The 20,866-nt window shown below is 72.1% G+C and carries 18 protein-coding genes and 1 pseudogene; 10 read left to right on the top strand and 9 right to left on the bottom strand.

Features of this window, described 5'->3' with window-relative positions; all coding sequences use genetic code 11:
* Positions 1-7: 7 nt before the first annotated feature.
* Complete coding sequence (locus D7231_RS22515) at positions 8-1,054, bottom strand: hypothetical protein (RefSeq protein ID WP_147449777.1); 1,047 nt, start codon at positions 1,052-1,054, stop codon at positions 8-10.
* Between the two features lie 219 nt (positions 1,055-1,273).
* Here D7231_RS22515 and D7231_RS22510 point away from each other — a divergent pair, with 219 nt between their 5' ends.
* A complete protein-coding gene (locus D7231_RS22510) occupies positions 1,274-2,116 on the top strand; it encodes a hypothetical protein (RefSeq protein ID WP_120757317.1) in 843 nt (280 codons plus the stop codon).
* A gap of 196 nt (positions 2,117-2,312) precedes the next feature.
* Here the strand turns inward: D7231_RS22510 and D7231_RS22505 are convergent, their stop codons facing one another.
* Both D7231_RS22505 and D7231_RS22500 read right to left on the bottom strand, forming a co-directional pair.
* Positions 2,313-3,026, bottom strand: a complete 714-nt coding sequence (locus tag D7231_RS22505) for a creatininase family protein (RefSeq protein ID WP_120757316.1) — start codon at positions 3,024-3,026, stop codon at positions 2,313-2,315.
* Between the two features lie 32 nt (positions 3,027-3,058).
* A complete protein-coding gene (locus D7231_RS22500; protein WP_158673797.1) occupies positions 3,059-4,342 on the bottom strand; it encodes an NsdA family TPR-like regulatory protein in 1,284 nt (427 codons plus the stop codon).
* A 301-nt stretch (positions 4,343-4,643) separates the two neighbouring features.
* Between D7231_RS22500 and D7231_RS38365 the strand changes: the two genes are divergently transcribed.
* From D7231_RS38365 to D7231_RS22490, 3 genes and pseudogenes are all read left to right on the top strand, one after another.
* Entirely contained in the window at positions 4,644-4,931 is a 288-nt protein-coding gene (locus D7231_RS38365) for an ATP-binding protein (protein ID WP_338419879.1), read from the top strand.
* Complete coding sequence (locus D7231_RS36235; RefSeq protein WP_147449775.1) at positions 4,894-5,097, top strand: hypothetical protein; 204 nt, start codon at positions 4,894-4,896, stop codon at positions 5,095-5,097. The genes D7231_RS38365 and D7231_RS36235 overlap by 38 nt, the downstream gene beginning before the upstream one ends.
* A 527-nt stretch (positions 5,098-5,624) precedes the next feature.
* Positions 5,625-5,930, top strand: a pseudogene (locus D7231_RS22490) (hypothetical protein); the annotation flags it as partial.
* A gap of 12 nt (positions 5,931-5,942) precedes the next feature.
* On the opposite strand, the gene D7231_RS22485 reads toward D7231_RS22490, so the two are convergent.
* The 6 genes from D7231_RS22485 to D7231_RS22460 form a co-directional block, all read right to left on the bottom strand.
* Complete coding sequence (locus D7231_RS22485) at positions 5,943-6,524, bottom strand: DUF4291 domain-containing protein (RefSeq protein ID WP_120757314.1); 582 nt, start codon at positions 6,522-6,524, stop codon at positions 5,943-5,945.
* Between the two features lie 90 nt (positions 6,525-6,614).
* Positions 6,615-7,280, bottom strand: coding sequence for a hypothetical protein (locus tag D7231_RS22480; RefSeq protein WP_120757313.1), 666 nt, complete (start codon positions 7,278-7,280; stop codon positions 6,615-6,617).
* Positions 7,281-7,416: 136 nt separating this feature from the next.
* The gene (gene asnB / locus D7231_RS22475; protein ID WP_120757312.1) at positions 7,417-9,273 is read right to left on the bottom strand and encodes an asparagine synthase (glutamine-hydrolyzing); all 1,857 of its coding nucleotides are present in this window, start codon (positions 9,271-9,273) and stop codon (positions 7,417-7,419) included.
* Positions 9,274-9,445: 172 nt separating this feature from the next.
* A complete protein-coding gene (locus tag D7231_RS22470; protein ID WP_120757311.1) occupies positions 9,446-10,927 on the bottom strand; it encodes an MFS transporter in 1,482 nt (493 codons plus the stop codon).
* A 143-nt stretch (positions 10,928-11,070) separates the two neighbouring features.
* Entirely contained in the window at positions 11,071-11,529 is a 459-nt protein-coding gene (locus D7231_RS22465) for a hotdog fold thioesterase (protein ID WP_120757310.1), read from the bottom strand.
* Positions 11,526-13,253, bottom strand: coding sequence for a class I adenylate-forming enzyme family protein (locus D7231_RS22460; RefSeq protein WP_228774159.1), 1,728 nt, complete (start codon positions 13,251-13,253; stop codon positions 11,526-11,528). The genes D7231_RS22465 and D7231_RS22460 overlap by 4 nt, the downstream gene beginning before the upstream one ends.
* 397 nt (positions 13,254-13,650) lie before the next feature.
* Between D7231_RS22460 and D7231_RS22455 the strand changes: the two genes are divergently transcribed.
* From D7231_RS22455 to D7231_RS22430, 6 genes are all read left to right on the top strand, one after another.
* The gene (locus tag D7231_RS22455; RefSeq protein ID WP_241999857.1) at positions 13,651-15,510 is read left to right on the top strand and encodes an AMP-binding protein; all 1,860 of its coding nucleotides are present in this window, start codon (positions 13,651-13,653) and stop codon (positions 15,508-15,510) included.
* Entirely contained in the window at positions 15,507-16,676 is a 1,170-nt protein-coding gene (locus D7231_RS22450) for a beta-ketoacyl-[acyl-carrier-protein] synthase family protein (RefSeq protein ID WP_120757309.1), read from the top strand. The genes D7231_RS22455 and D7231_RS22450 overlap by 4 nt, the downstream gene beginning before the upstream one ends.
* A complete protein-coding gene (locus D7231_RS22445; RefSeq protein WP_120757308.1) occupies positions 16,673-17,632 on the top strand; it encodes a beta-ketoacyl synthase N-terminal-like domain-containing protein in 960 nt (319 codons plus the stop codon). Before D7231_RS22450 ends, D7231_RS22445 begins: the two co-directional genes overlap by 4 nt.
* 77 nt (positions 17,633-17,709) lie before the next feature.
* Complete coding sequence (locus D7231_RS22440; protein ID WP_120757307.1) at positions 17,710-17,982, top strand: acyl carrier protein; 273 nt, start codon at positions 17,710-17,712, stop codon at positions 17,980-17,982.
* Entirely contained in the window at positions 17,979-18,764 is a 786-nt protein-coding gene (fabG, locus tag D7231_RS22435; protein ID WP_120757306.1) for a 3-oxoacyl-ACP reductase FabG, read from the top strand. The genes D7231_RS22440 and fabG overlap by 4 nt, the downstream gene beginning before the upstream one ends.
* 267 nt (positions 18,765-19,031) lie before the next feature.
* Complete coding sequence (locus D7231_RS22430) at positions 19,032-20,858, top strand: Hsp70 family protein (protein ID WP_158673796.1); 1,827 nt, start codon at positions 19,032-19,034, stop codon at positions 20,856-20,858.
* The last annotated feature ends 8 nt before the right edge of the window (positions 20,859-20,866 follow it).

The raw sequence follows: 20,866 nt of genomic DNA, 5'->3' as shown, positions 1-20,866 counted from the left end.
CCGTCCTTCACGTCCGCGTGACCGTCCCGCACCCCTCGCCCCTGCCGGTGTCCAGGTCCTGGCTGCGGTCGTAGGGGTCGACGGCGGGGCCGGAGTGGGCCCGGCCGGCGGGGCGTCCCTTGTCGAAGGCGGGGTGGAGGAACCCGTCGTGGACGCCGCAGGCGGAGTTGGCGATGTCCACGTCGTAGGAGCGGACGGTCAGCCTGCCCGGCGTCACCCGGAACCGCTCGGGGTCGAGGAGGTCGGTGTCCAGGACGCGCCGCACGATGGTGCGCTCGACCGCCCGGGACCCCTGCTCGTTCTTGGTGAGCGGGTAGACGAAGGTGACGTCGGCGCGGATGCCCACGGAGCCGTCCTTGTGCTCCGCGAAGGTGATCCGGCCGCGGGTCTTCACGGTCTCCCCCACCATGCGCACCTTCTTGCCGTCGAAGCGGCTGAAGAGGGTGACCGGGTCGTGGTCCCGGTCCGGCTTGCCGAGTGCGGTGCCGGTGCGGGTGACGAGGTCTTCCTGGTACGGGTCGAGCAGGGCGAGGGCCGCCGCCGGGCGCTCGCCCCGGATGACCGCCGGGTCCAGGTTGGCGGCGACGAGGAAGTCCTTGGCCAGCTTCAGGCCCTCGGCAACCTGCTCCTGCGACATGGTTCCCGCGGCCCGCGCCTCGGGCAGGACGATGCCCGCCGCGCCGTCGGCGTACTGCTCGGCCGGCGATCCGGCGAAGGGCCGGCCGGGGGTGGCGACGCCCTCGGTGCTGCCGGGGGCGCCGCTGGGGCGCGCGGTCTCGGGGGCCATGGGCGTCGGAGTGCTGTGGGAGGCCGTCTTCGCGTCGCTCTTCCCGCCGTCCCACGCGCCCGGAATCCGGGAGAGGAGCAGCTCGGGCCGGAGCACGGCCAGGGTGGCCGCGGCGGCGGCCACGACGCCGACGGCACCGAGGACCCGCCGCTTACGGGCCGCCCGCCCGTTCATCTCCTGCCAGGCGGGGCCGGTGCGCCAGCCTTCGGGCTCCTGGGAGGAAACGTTCTTGCTGCGTCTCCCGGACGCAGGCCTCTCGACTGACACGCACGCTCTCGCTTTATCTCGCACTTACCTGCTCGGAGCGGCAACTGTAGACGTGCTCACGCCAGGCCCGTCGGGCACCCCGTGCCCCGCGGGGCACGGCACATGACGCCGCCGAAAATGGCCGGATTTAACCCCTGCCCTGTTCCCTTTTCGGCCCCGGAGGCTCTACCTGTAGCGGGGCGGTCTCCGGCCGGCCCCAGGGGCGAGAGGATTTGTACGATGACCTCCGGGATGACCTCGTTCGACAAGATCTACGACCAGCCCGACCCCCGGGCGTACTTCACGGTGCTGGGACCTCTGGAGTACCAGACACCGCATCATGCCCAGGCCGTCTTCCGGCGTATGGCCGAGACCCGCAGGGCCACGGCCGCGACCGAGCCGCTGACGGTCGTCGACATCTGCTGCTCCTACGGCATCAACGCGGCGCTCCTCAACCACGACGTCACACTGGACGAGCTGTACGCGCGCTACACCTCCCCGCGGCTCGCGCCGCTCACCACCGCCGAGCTCATCGCGGAGGACCGGGCGTACTTCGCGGCGCGGCGGCGGCCCGGGGCCGCGCGGGTCGTCGGGATCGACGTGGCCGCGCAAGCCGTCTCCTACGCCCGGGCCGTCGGGCTGCTGGACGGGGGCTTCGCCGAGAACCTCGAGACCGCCGAGCCCAGCGGCGAGCTGCTGCGGCAGACGCGGCCGGCCCGGCTCATCACCATCACCGGCGGCACCACGTTCCTCTCCGCCAGGACCCTCAAGGCGCTCACGGCGGGCACGGACGAACCGGCCTGGGTGGCCTCGTTCGTGCTCCGCACCGCCTCGTACGCCCCGATCTCCGACGCCCTGGCCGCCCACGGCCTGCACACCGAGAAATACACGGCCCGCACGTTCCCCCAGCGCCACTTCAGCGGCGCGGAGGAGCAGGCCTACGCGGTCGCGGCCGTCGAGGCCGCAGGCGAGGACCCCCGCGGCAAGGAGACCGAGGGCTACTTCCACACGACCCTGTACCTCTCCCGCCCCGCGGAAGACGCCGCGACCCAGCCCCTCGAAGAGCTCCTGGCGAACATCTGACCGGAGAGCACACCCGAGCAACGGCGGGTTCACGGCAGGGCGAGGGCGTCTTCCGGCCATGAACCCGCTACGGCCAGACACCGCCGACCGGCTCGTACGGGCGTTCCCGGTCCTTTTGGGCTTGGCCGCGTTCACGCAGGTCAACAGGTCAGCAGGTCAGCAGGTCAGCAGGTCAGCAGGTCAGCAGGTCAGCAGGTCAGGGCACAGCTATCGCGTCCAGGTGAGCGCGTGCCGAACGGGAAAAGCTGTCGAGGAGCGCTTTGCCCTTGGCGGCGGTGGCCAGCGACGGCTGACCGATGATGCCGTTGGTGGTGTAGCCCGCCATGCCCAGAGTGAGGAGGTGGGGGCGCTTCGGAGCCGAGTGGTCGTCCTCCTCTATGCCCTCGTGCACCAGGTGCGGTGCGGCGTGGAGAAGCAGGGAGACCTCGAACTCCCCGCCGTGCATGTCCTCGGCGCTGCTGCTCTCCAACTCGGCCTCGGCGCGGGCCCGGGCCCGGTCTTCACTGACGGGGAAGAGGGCGACTCGGGGGCCGGTGACGTTCAGTTCCTGGACGACGTTCGACAGGACGTAGTTGCCGCCGTGACCATTGACGATGATCAGCCCGGGATGCCCCGAGGATTCGAGCGATCGCCAGATGTCGTTGACCATGGCGTACAGCGTCCCGGCGCTGATGCTGACCGTACCGGCCATCGGGGCGTGCTCGTGGGAACAGGCCATGGTGATCGGTGGCAGGAGAAACAGGCCGTGGTCATCGGCCAACCGGCGAGCAATGAGGCAGGCGATGACGGTGTCGGTGATCAGGGGCAAGTGGTCGCCGTGCTGCTCGAAGCTCCCGATGGGTAGGACGGCGACGGCGGGACCTCGGCGGCGCACGTCGCCGGTGGTGGCTTGCGTGATCAGTTCGTCCATGACCCCAGCATCTCTCATCACTTCCGGGCCAGTCATGCCGCGAACTGGTCACGAACAGCTGCAAAGTGTTCAAGAAAGGCCGCTACAGTCGGTAGTTGCCGCTCTCCCGTCAAGGAGTCCACCACCGCCGAAAGCTCGCCGAACGTACGGGCCGACCCGGTGTGCCTGACGATCCCGAGAGACTTCGCTGCCGCTTCGGCTCCGCGCTCCAGCTCACCGGCTCGAACGTAGGCGCGGGCGAGCCGTGCGAGGTAGACGCCGCGGTCGTTGCGGTAGACCTGCGGCAACTCTGCCAAGTGCCCTTCGAACAACTCAATTGCCTGTTGAGGCTTGCCGAGACCGATCCAGCAGTTCGCGCGCTGCATCTCGATGTACGTCGGCGTGCAGTACGAGGTGTCGAGCTCGGTGGCCGGCCCGGCCTCGGCAGGTTCGGCAACGAGGGCGCGCGCTTCATCGAACCGCGTCAGGGCCGCCTTCGGGTTCCGCATCAGCGCGTACCCCTGAGCCTCCTGCTGGGCGGCAAGCGCCGCGATCCGGGGCGAAAGTCCGGGCAGGCGCTGCGCCGCCTTGGCCAGCCCGACCGCCCTGTCTGCGCTGGCGCGCGCGGTGGCCTGGTTGCTCTTGCGGAAGAGGAGGTACGACTGCATGTGATCGTCGGCGGCCTCTTGCGCCCACTCCATCGCGCGGTCGGACCACAGCGCCGCGCGCCGGAAATCACCCAGGTCCTGGTACAGCCATCCGATGAATTCGGCGACTCTTCCGCCGGTTCGCAGAAGCGCTTCCCGCGGCGCCTCGGCGCGGGCGCTCTCCAACAGTCTCGTGATGGTCTGGGCGTGCTGCACGACGGCGGGGATGGTGTGACGGGCTCCGAAGAAGTTGGAGCTCTTGTAGTGCTCGGGAAGTTGACTCTCGATGAGCGTGGCAACGAATTCGGGGTCAGTGAGATCGTCGTCCGGCCCGGTGTCGGCCGGGCAACCGAACGGGTCCACGTCGCCGGACGCCACCGGAACGGCCACCGGGGCATCGTCCGTCTCCCAGTCACGGCGGGCGAGGCCCAGCATGCCGCCCGGGATCCGCAGGCCATCGGCCACGCGCTCAATGACGCTGATGTTGGTGATCTCGCGCTTCCCCTTGATGATCTCTCCGACAGCGCTCGGCGTCATCTCCACGCACCGCGCGAGGCGCGAAGGGTAGAGGCCCGCCCGCCTCGCCAACTGGAAGATCGCGGAGAAGTCGCGGACGCGACACGCTTCGATCACCGCTTCCTCTCGCAGCAGGCGTGCCGGGAAGCCTTGGTGAGGCTCGGACTTGGGCATGAGCGGGGCTCCGGGGAGGGACGGAATCCGCGGTGGAGGCCATGCGGTCGGGTTACCGGCGATGTTACCCATCATGGGTAACCATGCCGGGCTCGTTTCTCGAACTGTCACCCGTGATGCTGCTTGGCATGAAGAGACGACAGGATGACGCGAACAGCGAAGAGGTAAGACGGCGTTGGGCTCGTCATCCTCGCTGCGTCGGCCTGGCACGCGCCGAGTTGCGCAGAGCACTTGAGGCCTGGGGCTGGCGTCGGTCGAGGACGCCGCGCTCCTGGTCCTCTCCGAGCTGTTGACCAATGCCGTGGTGCATGGGCGCGTCTCGCCGGGCCGGGAGATCGAGACCTGGTTCCGGCTGGAGGTGGGCGCTCTCCGCATCAGGGTCGATGACGCCTGCGAGAGGTGGCCTTCCGTAAGCCCCCGGAGCGACGAGGGAGGCCGCGGACTTCCTCTGGTGGCCGAGCTGTCGACCTCCTGGGGTGTGAGCAACCGGGTGGGCGTCGGCAAATCAGTGTGGGCGGTGCTGGCAGTACCGGCCGTGAAGGGAGATCACAGTGGCACGCATCAGTGCGTCACAGCTGCAGCCCGATGACATGGTGAGCATCCGCGGCGACATCCGCGAGATCAAGGCCATCCGAAGCTTGGAGACGTCGCGCGGTACGGAGTTGGTACTGGTCTTCAAGACCGGATCTGCCTTGCGCCTGCGGCCGACGGATGAAGTCCAGACGTCGCTGTACTGGCGTCAGCTGAGGCGATGACGGCGGCCCGGACGCGCCTCTCGGAACAGAGGCTGGACGAGGTGCTGAAAGACCTCCGTCTGCACCTGCCTCCGGTGACGCGGGAAGAGAGCGAAGCTGCGTTGCGACGGATCCTTGATCGCGTAGCCCGGCGACAACGGGAAGAACAAGAACCCTCATAGACGGGGCGAGGGCTGTCCCTCGGGGAGGTGCTGGCAGCGGTTGCCTGCTTCAGCCGCTGTCAGCGGTCCGACCTTGAGCGGCGTACGGAGCCAGGGGCCGGACCGCACGCGGCGGGCTACACGTGGAGAAGGCAGTAGTGACACTGACATCGGCAGGTCGAAGGGTCGCACTGCGCGTCCTTCGACGGGTGGATGAGAGCTGGTACTGGTTCTACCAATGGGCCTTGATCAAGTTCCATGTTGATCCCGGCCTGGCTGATGCCATGTACCGGGATGCTCGGTGAAGGGCCGGGGCGTGCAGGAAGGGCAGGCGCCCCCATAGACGGGGCGGGGGCTGCCCCACCTGGGAGGGTCCGGCAGCCTTCGCCCTCGCTCGGCCCGCTCGCCGGGACACAGGTCCGCATTGCCGGATTGTTCGGCGGAGGCTTGCACACCACCACGGACGACGGCTGGACTATCCAGGTCTTCAGCCCCGACTGGTCTCAACACCGGGTACTGCTCTCAGCCGATGGCGGTCTCTGCCGCGAGCCCGCCGGGGAGAAGTGGTGGCACATCTTCCACGCCTCTTGGTCGGAACTGCGCGCCGCGGGATTCTCTCCGTCCGGACGTACCCTGGCCGTCGCCACCAGCAGTGACATCACGCTCCTGACCAGGTCCGATCCCAGCTTCTGAACGGGCGCAGGGCTACGGGCGCAGGCTGCCGGCAGGCTCGTACGGGCGTTCCTGCGGGAGCCTGCGGCGTGCCTCGTCCAGGTCGCCCGCGGTGACCAGGCCGTGGATTTCGCGGGCCAGTGGCGTGACGTCCGTGATGGAGACCGTCCACTCGTCGGCGTACCGGCGGGCCGCCTCGCCCGCGAGGCCGAGCTGGAGGGAGCGGTGAGGCAGGGCCTTGAGGTGGAGGTCGCGCTCGGGGTCCCACTGCACCCGGGCCGGCGCCGCCTTCAGCTCGCTGCGCCAGGCGGCGTGGTCGGCGTGGACGTCCCGGTCGTAGTGGGAGAGACAGGCGTTGGCCAGGGCCCAGTCGAAGCCGGCGCGGTCGATCTCGATCGCGAGGACGCACTCCTGGTCAGCCTTGGTGCCCCAGCCGCAGCGGTACATCATCCAGAGGAAAGAAGGTTTGATCCACGTCATCCGGTCGCGCTTCCACGCGGCCGGGAAGCGGCCGTCCCGGGCGGCCGGCAGGCCGAGGCGGGGCGCGTACGCCTGGTAGACGGTGATGGTGGTGCCGGTGTACGCCGCCCGGATACGGCGGTGAGGTTCTTGCATGCGGGCCAGTCTCGGCGGGCGGCCGCGTGCGGCCAAGTGAATTACCTTTCGGAGGGCCGAAGCGGCGCGCCCTCGGCCCGCCGCACTCCCTTACCGCCGCACCGCCGGCGTGTCCAGCAGGTCCGTGACGAACTTGCGGAGGCGGCCGGCGCGGACCGGCCGGACGCCGTGGAGGACCTGGGCGCCGTAGGCGAGGCCGGTGCCGGGGCCGGCGGGGGTGATCCAGCGGGTGCTGGGGACCTCCTCCAGCCAGGTGGGGAGGGCCGCGTGGTCGGGCACGTGCGGCAGGCGGTGCGTCAGAGGCGTGCCGGGTGCGTAGCCCTCGGGTTCGCCGACGACGGTGCCGGACCAGACGGCCGGGCTGGCGGTGGTCTCGATGTAGAACTCGCCTCCCTCCCCGGCCTGTTGGACGACGACCCCGATCCGTCCGATGCGCCGGGGCGCCGTGGCCGGGTCGGGGATGCCGTCGATGTGCGTCGGAATGTACTGACCCTCCGTCAGTTCCGTGTAGCCCCAGTGGGCGTCGGCGGCCACCGAGGGCAGGGCCCGCTGGAGGACGTGCAGCGAGCGGGCCGTGGCGGCGCGCAGGATCTCCTGGGCGGGCGCGGGCGCCCGGAGGACTTCGGCCTGGTGCCGGGGCCGCCATCCGGTCGCCGCGAGCTCGCTGTCCATGATCTTGATCAGGTGTTCCCGCTCCGCCTCCGTCAGGAAGTCCTCGACGCTCTGCAGGGCCAGGGTCTCAGTCAGGTGGATCACCGGTTGTCCCCTCGCTCGACGTACGTACGCGGTACTCGGCCATGGGATTCATCCGGCAGTGTCCTGGCACGGCGTGCCGTCCGGCAGTCGACAACTGGCCGACTTGCGGAGGGGGGCGGGACGGGGGGCCGGCGCGTCAGAACTCCAGTGACACCTCGTGCGTGCGCAGCCAGAAGTCCAGGGCGAGGACGAGTTCGGTGCCGGTGCGGTAGCCCGGCTGCGGGTCGCCGGCGGTGGCCGCCGCCAGCGAGGGGCCGTCGAGGAGCGGGCGGACCGGGGAGTCCGGGCCCTCGGTGACGCGTTTGAGCGCGGCGCGCAGCCCGTCGAGGTAGTACGGGTCGCGCGTGGTCGGGTAGGGGGCCTTGACGCGGTCGGCGATCTCGGGCGGGAGGACGTCGCGGGTGGCGGCGCGCAGCAGGCTCTTCTCGCGGCCGTCGAAGGTCTTCATGGCCCAGGGGGTGTTGAAGACGTATTCGACGAGACGGTGGTCGCAGAAGGGGACGCGGACCTCCAGGCCGACGGCCATGCTGGCCCGGTCCTTGCGGTCGAGCATCCACTGGACGAACCGGGTGAGGTGCAGGTGGCCGATCTCGCGCATGCGCCGTTCGAGGCCGGTCTCGCCGGGCAGGCGCGGCACCTCGGCCAGCGCGTCGCGGTAGCGCTGGGCCCGGTACCCCTGGAGGTCGATCTTCTCCAGCAGGCCGCGGTCGAGGAGGGCCTCGCCGGGGCCGCTGCCGGGGCCGGAGATGCCGGTGCCGAAGGGCGGGGCGAGCCAGGGGAAGGTATCGGCGGCGACGGAGTCGGGGTGGTGGAACCAGCGGTAGCCGCCGAAGACCTCGTCGGCGGACTCGCCGGACAGGGCGACGGTGCACTGCTCCCGGACCGCCTTGAACAGCAGGTAGAGCGAGGTGTCGCCGTCGCCGAGGTCGAAGGGCAGGTCGCGGGCGCGCATGACGGCCTCGCGGGCCGCGGGGTCGAGCAGCGCGGACGGCGGGAGGGTGACGACCCGGTGGTCGGTGCCGGCGTGCCGGGCGAGGAGGTCGGCGTACGGCGAGTCGCGGGTGCCGCGCCAGTCGTCGGCCGTGAAGTTCTCGGCGTGGCGGGCGAAGTCGAGGGCGAACGACTGTACGGGCGCGCCGCCTTCGGCAGTGCGCTGCCGGGCGCCGAGCGCGGTGATGACGCTGGAGTCGAGGCCGCCGGAGAGGAGGGTGCCGAGCGGGACGTCGGCGACCATCTGCCGGGCGATGATGTCTTCGAGGAGCTCACGGATGCGGGCGACGGTGGTGTCGAGGTCGTCGGTGTGCTCGCGGGATTCCAGCGCCCAGTAACGGCGCAGGAGGGTGCCGTTCCGCCGGACGCGGAGGGTGTGCCCGGGCGGGAGTTCGTACATGCCCTTGTAGACGGCATGACCGGGCGTCTTGGTGAAGGCGACGAGCTCGGCGAGGCCTTCGGCGTCGACGGCAGGGCGCACGGCCGGGTGGGCGAGGATCGCCTTCGGCTCGGAACCGAAGAGGACGCCGCCGCCGGGGAGCGGGAAGTAGTACAGCGGCTTGATGCCCATGCGGTCGCGGACGAGCAGGAGTTCCTCGGTCCGCGGGTCCCACAGGGCGAACGCGTACATGCCGTTGAGGCGCTCGGTGAAACCCTCGCCCCACTGGAGGTAGGCGTGCAGGACGACCTCGGTGTCGCTCTGCGTGCGGAAAACGTGCCCGTGGCTTTCGAGCTCGGCCCGCAGCTCGCGGAAATTGAACACCTCGCCGCTGTAGGTGAGGGCGAGGACGGTGCGGCCGCCGTGGTCGTACGTCATGGGCTGTCTGCCGCCGTCGGGGTCGATGACGGCGAGGCGCCGGTGGCCGAGGGCGGCCGTGCCGTCCCGCCACAGGCCGTGCGCGTCCGGGCCGCGGCACGCCATGGTGTGCGTCATCGCGTCGGCGGTGGCGTCGGTGACGGGGTGTGCCGGGTCGTACGAGACCCATCCTGCTATTCCGCACATGGCGTGTCTGTCTCCTGTCGGTGTGCCTCGTGAGGTGAAAGGTCTGCCTCGTGGGGTGAGAGGTCTGCCTCATGGGCCGGGAAGCGCCGGGAAGCATGGGGTCGGGAGAGGGGTGCGGCCCTCCTCGCGGAAGAGCCGCACCCCTGCGGTGCCGTGGTGGTAGTGGCAGCGGTCAGACGTGCGCGGCGGGCACCTCCGCGGGCCGCTCGCCGTCGCCCGCGAAGCGGCGGAACGTCCAGGTCATCCACATCACGACGAGGACCATCAGCACGCTGATCGCGGTGGCCCAGGCCATGGCGTCGGCCCAGCTCGCGTCGGTGGCGTGCTTGCCGGCGACGGCGAAGAACACCGCGCCGATGACGGCGACACCGGCCGCGCTGGCGAACTGCTGGGTGGTGGTGAGGATGCCCGAGGCGATGCCGGCGTCCTGCGCCCGGACCCGCATCAGCGCGGCGCCGAACAGGGCCGGCAGCACGACGCCGTTGCCGGCGCCGATCAGGCACAGGCACACCACGATCCACGGCAGGCCGGTGTCGGGCCCGGCCGCGTACAGCCGTACGGCCAGGGCCACCAGGCCCAGGGCGATGACCCCGCTGCTGACGACGAGGGCACTCATGCCCCAGCGGCCCGTGAGCCTGCCGCCGATCATCGAGGTGGCGGTGAAGAGGATGCCCATCGGGGAGAACACGAGGCCCGCCTGGAACGGGCCGAGCCCCAGGCCCGACTGGAGCAGCAGGGTCAGCGTGAACATGAAGCTGCCGAAGTAGACCATGAACGCGACGCTCGCGATCACGCCGCCGCGGAAGGACGGGCTGCGGAACAGCGGGAAGACGAGCACCGGGTCGCCGCCGCGGCGCCGGAGGGTCTGCTCCCAGCGCAGGGTGACGGCCGCGACGGGGAGCGCCAGGGCCATGCAGATCCAGGTCCACGCCGGCCAGTCGGCGCTGTGGCCCATGGTCAGCGGTACGAGCAGCAGGGCGAGGGCGAGGGAGACGCCGAACGCCCCGACGGGGTCGAGGCCGACGCTGCGGCGCTGCGTCTGCGCGGGCAGGACGCGCAGTGCGGCGGCGGCGATGACCACGCAGAAGGGGACGTTGATGAGGAAGATGGTGCGCCAGCCGAGCCCGGCGAAGTCGGCGGCGATCAGGGCGCCGCCGAGGACCTGGCCGGCGATGGAGCCGAGGCCGGCGGCGGCGCCGTACCAGGCCATGGCCTTGGGCTTGCGCTCGTCGGGGAAGTCCGCCGTGATCACGGCGAGCACCTGCGGGACCATGATCGCGCCGGACAGGCCCTGGGCCAGGCGGGCGATGACGAGCTGCTCGGGGTTGGCGGCGATGCCGCACAGCAGCGAGGTGATGCCGAAGGCGATCGTGCCGATGACGAACAGGCGGCGGTAGCCGTACTTGTCGCCCAGCCGGCCTCCCGTGATCATGCCGGCCGCGTAGGCGAAGGCGTAGCCGCCGACGACGAGTTCGAGGGCGGCGGGCCCCGCGTGGATGCTCTCCTCCAGCGACGGCGCGGCGACGTTCACCACGAAGAAGTCGAACTGGGCGAAGAACATGGCGGACAGCAGGACGAGGAGGATAGGTCCGGTGCGTACGGTCGGTTGGGTCGAGGCCTCCGCCACGGAGGGCGGGGCGAGCTGGTCGGTCATGGGGCTCCTCGGCGCCGGGCGCGTGCGGCGGCCGGCGCGGTTCGCGGACCTGTGGTCGGGACGGGGTGGACGGAACGGAACGGAACGGAAGAGAACGGAAGGGAACGAAGGAACGAAGAGACGTATCGGTACGAGGGGGGGTGTCAGCGGTCCCTGCGCCGGCCGTGAACGGCGCAGGTGATGCGGGCGGTGCACACCCGCCGCCCCGCCTCGTCCGAGATGACGACCTCGTAGGTCGCCGTCGTACGGCCGAGGTGGAGCGCGGTGGCGACGCCCGTGACCGTGCCGGTGCGCACGGCCCGGTGGTGGGTGGCGTTGAGGTCGACGCCGACGGCGATGTGGCCCTCGCCGGCGTGCAGCACGGCGCCGATCGAGCCGAGCGACTCGGCGAGGACGGCCGAGGCGCCGCCGTGGAGCATGCGGTACAGCTGGGTGTTCCCGGCGACGGGCATGGTGGCGACGAGCCGCTGGGGGGTGGCTTCCTGGAAGGTGATGCCCATCCGGTCGGCGAGGGTGCCCTCCCCCGCCGCGTTGATCCAGGCGACGGGGTCCTCGGGGGGTGCGTCGAGGATGCCCGGGGTCCGGGGCGCGGCCGTGGTCATCGGGTGGCCACCGCCTCCGGGGCGGGCGTCGCGGCGGGTGCCGCAGCGACGGCCGCCGGATCCACCGGCCGGTAGGTGTGCAGGGACAGGTACTTCTCGCGCAGCTGCCGCTTGAGGACCTTTCCGGTGGGGCCGAGGGGGATGTCCGCGGGGGACGCCGCGATTTCCAGGAGGGCGAGCCGGGGCTGGCCGATCCGGTCGAGGACGGCGTTGGCCCGGCGCAGCAGGTCCGCGGCGTCCCCGCCGCCGCCGAACAGCCGGACGAGGGCGACGGGCACCGTACGGTCCTGGTCGTGCCCGGCGACGACCGCGCAGTCGGCGACCTCGTCCAGGCCCAGCAGGATCTCCTCCTCCATCAGGGCCGAGTAACCGTCGCCGGCGTCGGTGCGGATCCGGTCGACGGCGCGGTCGACGTGGAAGTACTCGCCGTCCTCGGTGCGGTGGACGAGGTCGCCGGAGAGCCAGTAGCCGGCGAGGGTGGAGCGGTAGGTGGTGTCGGAGTCGTTCCAGTAGCCGCGGGCGATGGAGTCGCCGCGGACGCCGAGCAGGCCGACCTCGCCGGGGTCCGCGTGGCTGCCGTCCTCGCGCAGGACGGCAACCTCGGAGAGGGGGACGCGGCGGCCGAGGTGGCGGGCGCGGGGCGGGCTGTCCGGGGTGATCTCGCGGCGCAGGGCCGCCCAGCCGAGCTCGGAGGAGCCGAGCCCGTCGTCGATGACCGAGCCGGGCACCGTGCCGCCGCCTTCGACGACGGTGTGGCCGAGCTCCATCAGGCGCCGCATGTGGGCGTCGTGGCCGCAGTCGCCGAGGTTGACCCACACCTGTACGGAGGTGAAGTCGGCCGGGTCGGGGTGGTGGTGGGTGGCGAGGTGGGCGAGGGCCTCGTTGAAGGCGAGGACGACGCCGGGCCGGTAGGTGGCGCAGCCGCGGGCGAGGCCGGGCCCGGTGGGGTCGGACCAGGCGACGGTGGGCAGGCCGCCGAGGACGGAGAGGAGGGTGAAGGCGATGGCGCTGGAGTGGGACTGGGGGTAGGCGGCCAGGACGACGGAGTCCTCGGGGCCGGGCGGGTTGACGAGCCGGTAGCGGGCGCCGGCGACGCTCTGCGCGTGGGTCCAGACGACCGGCTTGGGGTTGCCGGTGGTGCCCGAGGAGTGGCAGATGACGACGGGGTCGTCGGCGCCGTGGCGGTACTCGGCCCCGGCGGGCAGGGTGCGCTTGCCGAGGATGCCGACGTCCTGGCGGGTGCAGGTCCAGCGGACGACGGGCAGTTCGCGCTCGCGGCCGGCGAAGAGGGCCAGCCGGGGTGCGTCGGTGTAGATGCCGACGGGGGCGGTGCGGCGGATGAGGCCGAGGGCGAGCTCCGGTTTCATCCGGCCGTTGATGAGGACGGCGATCGCCCCGATGCGGGCGAGGGCGGCGAGGTGGAGGTGGTCCTCGAAGGAGTCCTCGATGTAGACGGCGACGCGGTCGCGGGGCCGCACGCCCCGGTCGTGGTACCAGGCCGCCCACGCCTCGGCGAGGTCGTCGAGCTGCCGGAGGCTGAACTCGCTCTGCTGCCAGCCGTCCGTGTTGAGCAGCGGCACGTCGGCGGCGATGAGCGGCAGGTCGGCGGCGGGGTTGACCGCGGCGGCGACGCGCCAGGCGTTGCCGCCGCCGAGGCCGGGGTGGTCCACGAGGCGCAGGCGGGCCTCCGGGGGGAGCAGGGTGTGCGAAGTGAGCGGCATCATTCACCTGGCCTCAGGGATTCGGGACGGATCGGCATACGGGTGTCCGAGTTCGCCGGAACGCGTTCGGCGGAACGAGTTCGCTGGATCGGGTTCGCTGGACGTGCTCGCTGGTCGTGCTCGCTGGAACGCGTTCGGCGGAACATGGCAGTCCGCTGTGGGGGCCCGCCGGTAGGCGACGCTAGGCGCGCCCTCCGGCGGCCCGCCAACCGGAGCGCGATAGACCGTCAAGTCACCCTGAGCCGCCGGGAGTCGCGGCGATTCCACTTGACGGACTCCCCCGCGTCCGGTTCGGGCGTCACAGGCGCGTGGCTATGTTCGGGAAAGTCCTCCGGCGCGCTCCGGAATCCGTGGAGACCGGTAGCCGTACGTTCCCGAGAAGGAGTACACAGTGCCACCTGTGCGGAAACCCGATGCCGGTGACCGGCTTCGCGAAATAGTGGCGTTCGTCCTCGACATCGACGTGGAGGACGTACGGGCCGACGCCTCGTTCCACCAGGAGCTCAAGGTCGACTCCCTGGAGAAGGTGGAGATCGCGGCGCGCATCGAGCAGACCTTCGGGATCGCGCTCGGCGACGACGAGACGGCGGCCGTGGACAGCGTCCGGGACGCACTCGACCTGCTGGCCGCGAAGAGCTGCCAGAGCTCCGAGGTCTCGGCCGGCTCCGGCGCCCCGGCGGGGGCCACGCCCCCGGTCCGGGCGGACCGCGCCCCGGCGGACCGCACCCTGGTGGACCGCCTGCTCGGCACCCGCATCGCCGCCGGTCACGGCGAGCGGACCGCGTACACGGACCCGGACGCCGGCACCGTCTCGTACGCCCGTCTCCACGAGGCCGCGCAGGACTACGCCCGGGCCCTGGCCGGGCGGGGCGTGCCGGCCGGCGGCCGCGGCCTGATCGTCGCCGAGGACTCCGTGGCCACGGCCGTGGCCGTCCTCGGGCTGTGGTGGCACGGGTGCGTGCCGGTGCCGGTGAGCCCGATGCTCGGCGACGACGACATCCGGTTCATCGCCGCCGACTGCGGAGCGGCCGTCGTCCACCTCGACACCGCTCCCGCCCAGCAGGCCGCCCTGCACGAGGCGTTCGCCGCCCTCCCCCGGATGACGGGTGATCAGGTACGGGAGGGGCTGGCGACCGGGCCCGGCCCGGCAGGCGCCCACCTGCCCGGCCCGCCCGTCCCACCCGCGCACCGCCCCGCGGGCGCCGAGTCGCTGATCCAGTACACCTCCGGCTCCACCGGCCGGCCCAAGGGCGTGCGGCACTCCGCCGCCGGGATCCACGCCATGCTCGACGGGTACGGCGCGGTGCTCGGGCTGCGGCCCGACGACGTCGTGCTGTCCACCGCCCGGATGTCGTTCGGCTACGGCTTCGGCAGTTCGGTGCTGTGCACGCTGGCGGCCGGGGCGAGCGCCGTCGTCCTGCGCGGGGCCGTGGACCCGCTGTCGGTGAGCGCGGCCCTGCGCCGGCACCGGCCGACCGTGCTGTGCTCGGTGCCGCGCCTGTACGCGGGCCTCCTCGACGCGGCGCACAGCGGCCGCCCCGACCCCGAGGCCCTGTCGTCCGTGCGCCTGTGCCTGACCGCCGGCGAGCACTGCCCGGCCGCCCTGAGCCGGCGCATCGAGGCGGCGTTCGGCGCGCACGTCATGAACTGCCTGGGGGCGACCGAGGTCATGCACGTCGCCATCGCGACGCCCGCGGACCGCTCGCTGCACGGCCTGGCCGGCCTGCCCGTCCCCGGCGTGACCGTGACCGTCCGCGACGAGCGGGGCCGCCCGGTGCCCGACGGCACCGACGGCCGGCTGCACATCGCCGGGCCGACCGTCTCCCTCGGCTACGTCGACCGCCCGGACGCCGACGCGGCCACGTTCGGCGACGGCGGCGCGTACACCGGGGACGTTGTCCGCCGGAACCCCGACGGCAGCATCGCGTACCTGTGCCGGGCCGACGACATCCTCAACCTCGGCGGCTACAAGGTCGTGCCCCGCGAGATCGAGGACGTGGTCCGCTCGATCGACGGCGTCACCGACTGCGTCGTCGTCGGCGTCCCGGACCCCGACGGCCTCCAGCGCTCGGTGGCGTTCACCGTGACCGCCGAGGGCACCGACCGGGACGCGGTCCGGCGCGCCATCCGCGCCTGCGTCCGCACCCGCCTCGCCCCGTACAAGCGGCCCGGCCGCTTCGAATTCGTGGACGCCCTGCCGGCGACGGCCACGGGCAAGCTCGCCGCCTACCGGCTGCGCGAGCGGATAGGACAGTCATGACCTGGGACATCACCGGCATGGGAGCGGTCGCGAGCATCGGCGGCACCCCGCAGGAGATCTTCGCCGCGCTCTGCGCGGGCCGCAGCGGCCTCGCCGGGCTGCGCGCCTTCGACACCGCCAAGTACCGGGCCCGGCAGGCCTACGAGATCGACGACCGCGCCCGCCCGGGCGCCGACGAGCCGGGCCGGGCGACCCGCTGGCTGCGGCAGGCCGTCGCCCAGGCCCTCACGGACGCGGGGCTCCCCCACGACCTCGCGGACGTCCCGGTCCTGGTCGGCACGACCCTCCAGGAGCAGCGCAGCGCCGAGCTGTGGTGGCGCGAGGGCACCCCGCTGGCCCCCTCGGACCTGCACTTCGGCACCGCCCTGCGGGCGGAGTTCGGCGCGACCCGCACGTACACGTTCGCCAACGCCTGCGCCGCCTCGCTCTACGCGCTGGCCATGGCCACCGACCTGATCGAGGCGGGGGCCGCGGACACCGTCGTGGTGGCCGGCACGGACGCGATCGGCGAGAGCGCGTTCGGGACGCTGGACCGGGTGCAGAACGACATCCCCGACGCGCTGCGCCCGTTCGACCGCTCCCACAAGGGCATGCTGATGGGCGAGGGCGCGGTGGCGGTGGTCGTGCAGCGCGCCCCGGCCGCACCGGAACCCGGCCGGCGCGTGCACGCGCGCGTGCGGGCCGTCGGCGTCAACTGCGACGCCCACCACCCCACGGCCCCCGATCCCGAGGGCATCACCCGCGTGGTGCGCGACGCCCACCGGCGGGCCGGGGTCGCCGCCGGGGACATCGACCTGGTCATGCTGCACGGCAGCGGCACCCCGAAGAACGACACGACCGAGGCCGGCGTGCTCGCGCAGGTCTTCGCGGCCGGCCCCGGGGACGGCCCTGGGAGCGGTGACGGCGGGCCGCTGATGACGGCCGTGAAGTCCATGACCGGGCACACGCTGGGCGGCTCGGGGCTGCTGAGCCTGGTGGTCGCCGCGCTCGCCCTCCGGCAGGGCACGGTGCCGCCGGTGCTCGGGCTCACCGACCCGGTCGGGGAGGCCGCCGGGCTGCGGCTCGTCCGGGACACGGCGGCCACGGCCGACCTCGGCCTCGCCCAGATCGACGCGTTCGGCTTCGGCGGGATCAACGCCGCGGCGATAGTGGAGGCAGTCCGATGACCAGTGCCGCGCAGACCGCGCACCGCACGTCCGGCAACCCCGAGGTCGTCATCTCCGGCGTGGGCCTCGCCGTCCCCGGCATCACCTTCCCCGACGAACTCCTCGGCGCCGTCCGCGAAGGCGGCTTCGACCCGCACACGGGCCTCACGGGCCGCGAGATGCGGCACAAGGACCGCGCCTCGCGCCTGGCCCTGCGCGCCGCCGAACCGGCCCTGCGCGACGCCGGGCTGCACGACGGCAAGGCCTTCACCGGCGACGGCGACACCACCGCGGTGGTCGTCAGCTCCAACTTCGGCATCCTCGACAGCGTTTGCGCGTTCGCCGACGTCATCGCCCGCGACACCGTGACCGGCCTGAGCCCCCTCGGCCTGCCGCAGACGTCCAGCAACGTCATCGCCGGGTCCGTGGCCATGCGCCACGGCCTGCGCGGCCCCAGCCTCACCCTGTGCAACGGGCCCGGCAGCGGGCTCGACGCCGTGTACTGGGCGCGCGGGCTCATCGCGGCGGGCCGCGCGGAGACCGCCGTCGTCATCGGCGTGGAGCCGTCGGGCGACGCCGTCACCAAGCTGCTGGGCGAGCCGGTGTTCGACGGCGCCGCCGCCCTCGTCCTGGAGGCCCGGGACCGCGGCGCCCGGCCCCGCGCGGTCATCGGCGCGGGAGCGTACGCGCGCGGCGCGGACCCGTCGGTCGCGGTGGCCGCGGCCCTGGGCGGCCGCTCCCCCGCCTCCGTGAGCCTGTGGCTGCCCGGCGAGGACGCGTGCGGCGCTCCCGGTGGCGCGCCCGCCTTCGACCTGACGGGGCGGCTCGGCCGGTGCTCCGGCGCCCTGGGCGTGCTCCAGTGCGCCGCGGCCGTCGCGTACTTCGACCGCCGGCCGGACGAGGACGCCGCCGTCCTGGCCTCCGCCGGGGGCCCGGCGGACGACGCCGCCGCGGCGCTCCTGCTGACCGCTCCCTGACCAGCACCTGAACCTGCACCCGCACCCCCACCCGCGTATCAACCAGCCCTCACATCCCCCGAACCGGAGGCACCGCCATGTCCGCTCAGCCCACGATCAACACCCTCGACGTCGAAGAGCTCCGCGCCGTGGTCGCCGACGCCCTCGAACTGCCCGTCGAGGAGGTCACCGACGACGCCCGCTTCAAGGAGGACCTCGACGTGGACTCGCTGGTCTCCCTGGAGATCGCGGTGCGCATCGAGGAGCAGTACGGCATCCGCGTCGACGACTCCGACCTCGCGGACCTGGGAACCTTCCGGCTGATCAGCGAGCTGGTACGGGACCGGGTCGCGGGCCGGTCCGCGGCATGAGCGCGGCGGCCCGTACCGTGCGCGGCGAGACGGAAGGCGGCGCCGCGCGGCGGCCGGTGGCCCTGGTCACCGGCGGCTCGCGCGGCATCGGCCGGGCGGTGGTGGCGCGGCTGGCCGAGGACGGCTACGACGTCGCCTTCTGCTACCGGTCCGACGCCGACGCCGCGGAGGCCGCCGCGAAGGCGGCCCGGGAGGCGGGCGCCCGGGTGCTCGCCCGGCAGGCGGACGTGGCGGAGGGCGGCGCGGCCCGGGAGTTCGTCACCGGTGCCGTCCGCGAGCTGGGGCCGCCCGACGCGGTGGTCACGTGCGCGGGCATCACCCGCGACCGGCCGCTGGCGCTGATGGCCGACGAGGAGTGGCGGGAGGTCATCGACACCAACCTGCACGGCACGTACCACATCTGCCGCGCGGCTGTCTTTCCGCTGATGAAGCGCCGCAAGGGGGCGATCGTGACGCTGTCCTCCGTCGCCGGCGTCCACGGCAGCGCGGCGCAGACCAACTACGCCGCCTCCAAGGCCGGCATCATCGGCTTCACGCGCTCGCTCGCCAGGGAGGGCGGCAAGTACGGCGTCCGCGCCAACGTCGTCGCCCCGGGCCTGATCACGACGGACATGACGGCGGGCCTGCCGGAGGCGGTGGCGAAGCGCCATCTGGAGCAGATCCCGCTCGGCCGGGCCGGGACCCCGGAGGAGGTGGCCGATCTGGTCGCGTACCTCGTGTCGGACCGCGCCGCGTACATCACCGGGCAGGTCGTGGAGATCAACGGAGGCCTGCCGGGATAAAGATCGTCCGGATATATCTATGGGATTCCCTTGAGCTTCCTGAGCCTCTCCTGAGCTTCCTCTGAGCTTCTTCTGAGCTTTCGCCAATAGGTGCCGCCACCAAGGAAATTGATTCCCGGCGCCCCGCCGCACGGAGGCGGAATCCATTCCGCCAATGGACTCCCCGCCACCCACGGTGACGTGTACCCTCAAGCACCTGTCGGCAACTGTGCGGAGCTCGGGGGACCCATGACGCCGTCAACACGTGGTGCGATTTTCAAACCCAAGGTGATCGTCGCGATCGATTTCGGCACGCACGGCACCGGGTTCGCCTGGGCGACCGTTTCCGCGCTCCAGGACGCGGCGGGCCACCGGGTCGTGGTCTACCAGCCGTTCACGCAATCGGGAGGCCAGACCTACCCGAAGGACCTCAGCGCCGTCCTCGTGAACCGGACCGGCGACCCGGTGAAATTCGGAGAAAAGGCGCGCAATGCCTGGGACCGCGAACTCGCCCGCGGAAACCCTCAGGGCTTCGGCTACGCCAGCAAGTTCAAGATGGCAATTCACGGGCGCGAGGGAAAGTCCGACATCCCGGAATTCCTCGGCAATCTGGCGGGCGCCCGGCGCGAAACGGTGAAGGTTCTCGTCACCGCCATGCTCACGCATGTGCGCGGGGCCGCGCTGGACCAGATCGGCCGTTATGCCGTCGGCGGCGCCGCCTATACCGCCGACGAAATCCGCTGGTGCCTCACCATTCCGGCCATGTGGACCGAGGCGGACCGGCAGTTCATGCGGGCGGCGGCCGTCTCCGCCGGGCTGCCGGGAGACGCCGAGCGGCTGCTGCTGGTGCAGGAGCCCGAGGCCGCGGCCGTCTACTGCGCGCTCAACGCGGGCACGGTGCTCGGCCCGGACCGCCCGGAGGGGCAGCTGGAGGTCGACGACCCGGGCAGCCGGTTCATGGTGGTGGACTGCGGCGGCGGCACCGTCGACATCACCAGCTACCAGATCCGCGCCGAGGGCGTCGGCCCCGGCCAGCTCAAGGAGACCCGCGTCGCCGACGGCGACCGCCTCGGCTCCGCCTACGTCAACCACGCCTTCGTGACGGAGATCCTCGCCGACCGCTTCGGCGAGCAGCAGCTCAAAGCGCTGACCGCGGCCTTCCCCAAGGAAGTCGGGCAGTTGGAGACGGAATGGGAGACCGAGAAGGTCCGGCTCGTCTCCGAGACCGCCGCCGACGGCACGCCCGTGATCACGGACACGGTGCTCATCAACATTCCCGGCAAGATCTGGGACGCCCTCGACGCGGGAACCCGGACCCGGCTCACCGTGCTCGCCTCCGGGGAGACCCACTACATCGAGATCACCGCGCACGAGGTCACCACGCTCTTCGAATCCGTGGTGCGCCCGATCCTCTCCACCATCGAGCGGCAGCGGGCCGCGGCGGCCGGCGACGGGCCGGCCGTCGGGCGGGAACAAATGCTGCTGGTGGGCGGATTCGCGCGCTCGACGTACCTCCGGGACCGCATCGCCCAGCGCTTCGGCCACGAAGTGCGCGTGATCACGCCGATGGACCCGGCGGTCGCCGTGCTCGGCGGCGCCGTGCACTTCGCCTACGACCCGTCCATCATCTGGGGCCGCCGCTCGAAATACACCTACGGATTCGGGTGCAGCATGCCGTTCCGGCACGGCATCGACCCGCAGGAGAAATTCTTCATCGACGACGACGGCAACGAGAAGTGCAACGACCGCTTCGTCATCATGGCCCGCCGCGGCGATCTCGTGCCGGCGGACCACAAGGCGGTGAGCACCGTCGCGGTGTTCCCGAAATGGACGTCGGTCCAGGTGACGATCCACGCCACGTACGCGCACGACCCCGGTTATACGGACGAGGAAGGCTGCGAGGCCATCGGAAAGGTCATCCCCGACATCTCGGGGTCGGTGGGCCTCCCCACGAGCGAGCGCTCCCTGGACGTCGCCTTCTCGTTCGGGACCACCGAGATCGAAGTGGAGGTCTGCGACCGCCGGTCGGGGGCCGCCCGCCGGGCCGAGGTCGCCTTCGACGACCTGTACGGCCGCGGCAGCACCGACCGGCCCGACACCCCGCAGGGAAGGTGAGCCAGACC

It is taken from the genome of Streptomyces klenkii, assembly GCF_003626645.1.
GTDB lineage: Bacteria > Actinomycetota > Actinomycetes > Streptomycetales > Streptomycetaceae > Streptomyces > Streptomyces klenkii.
Note: the sequence above shows the minus strand (reverse complement) of the source record. Positions and strands in the feature narration are given on the sequence as shown.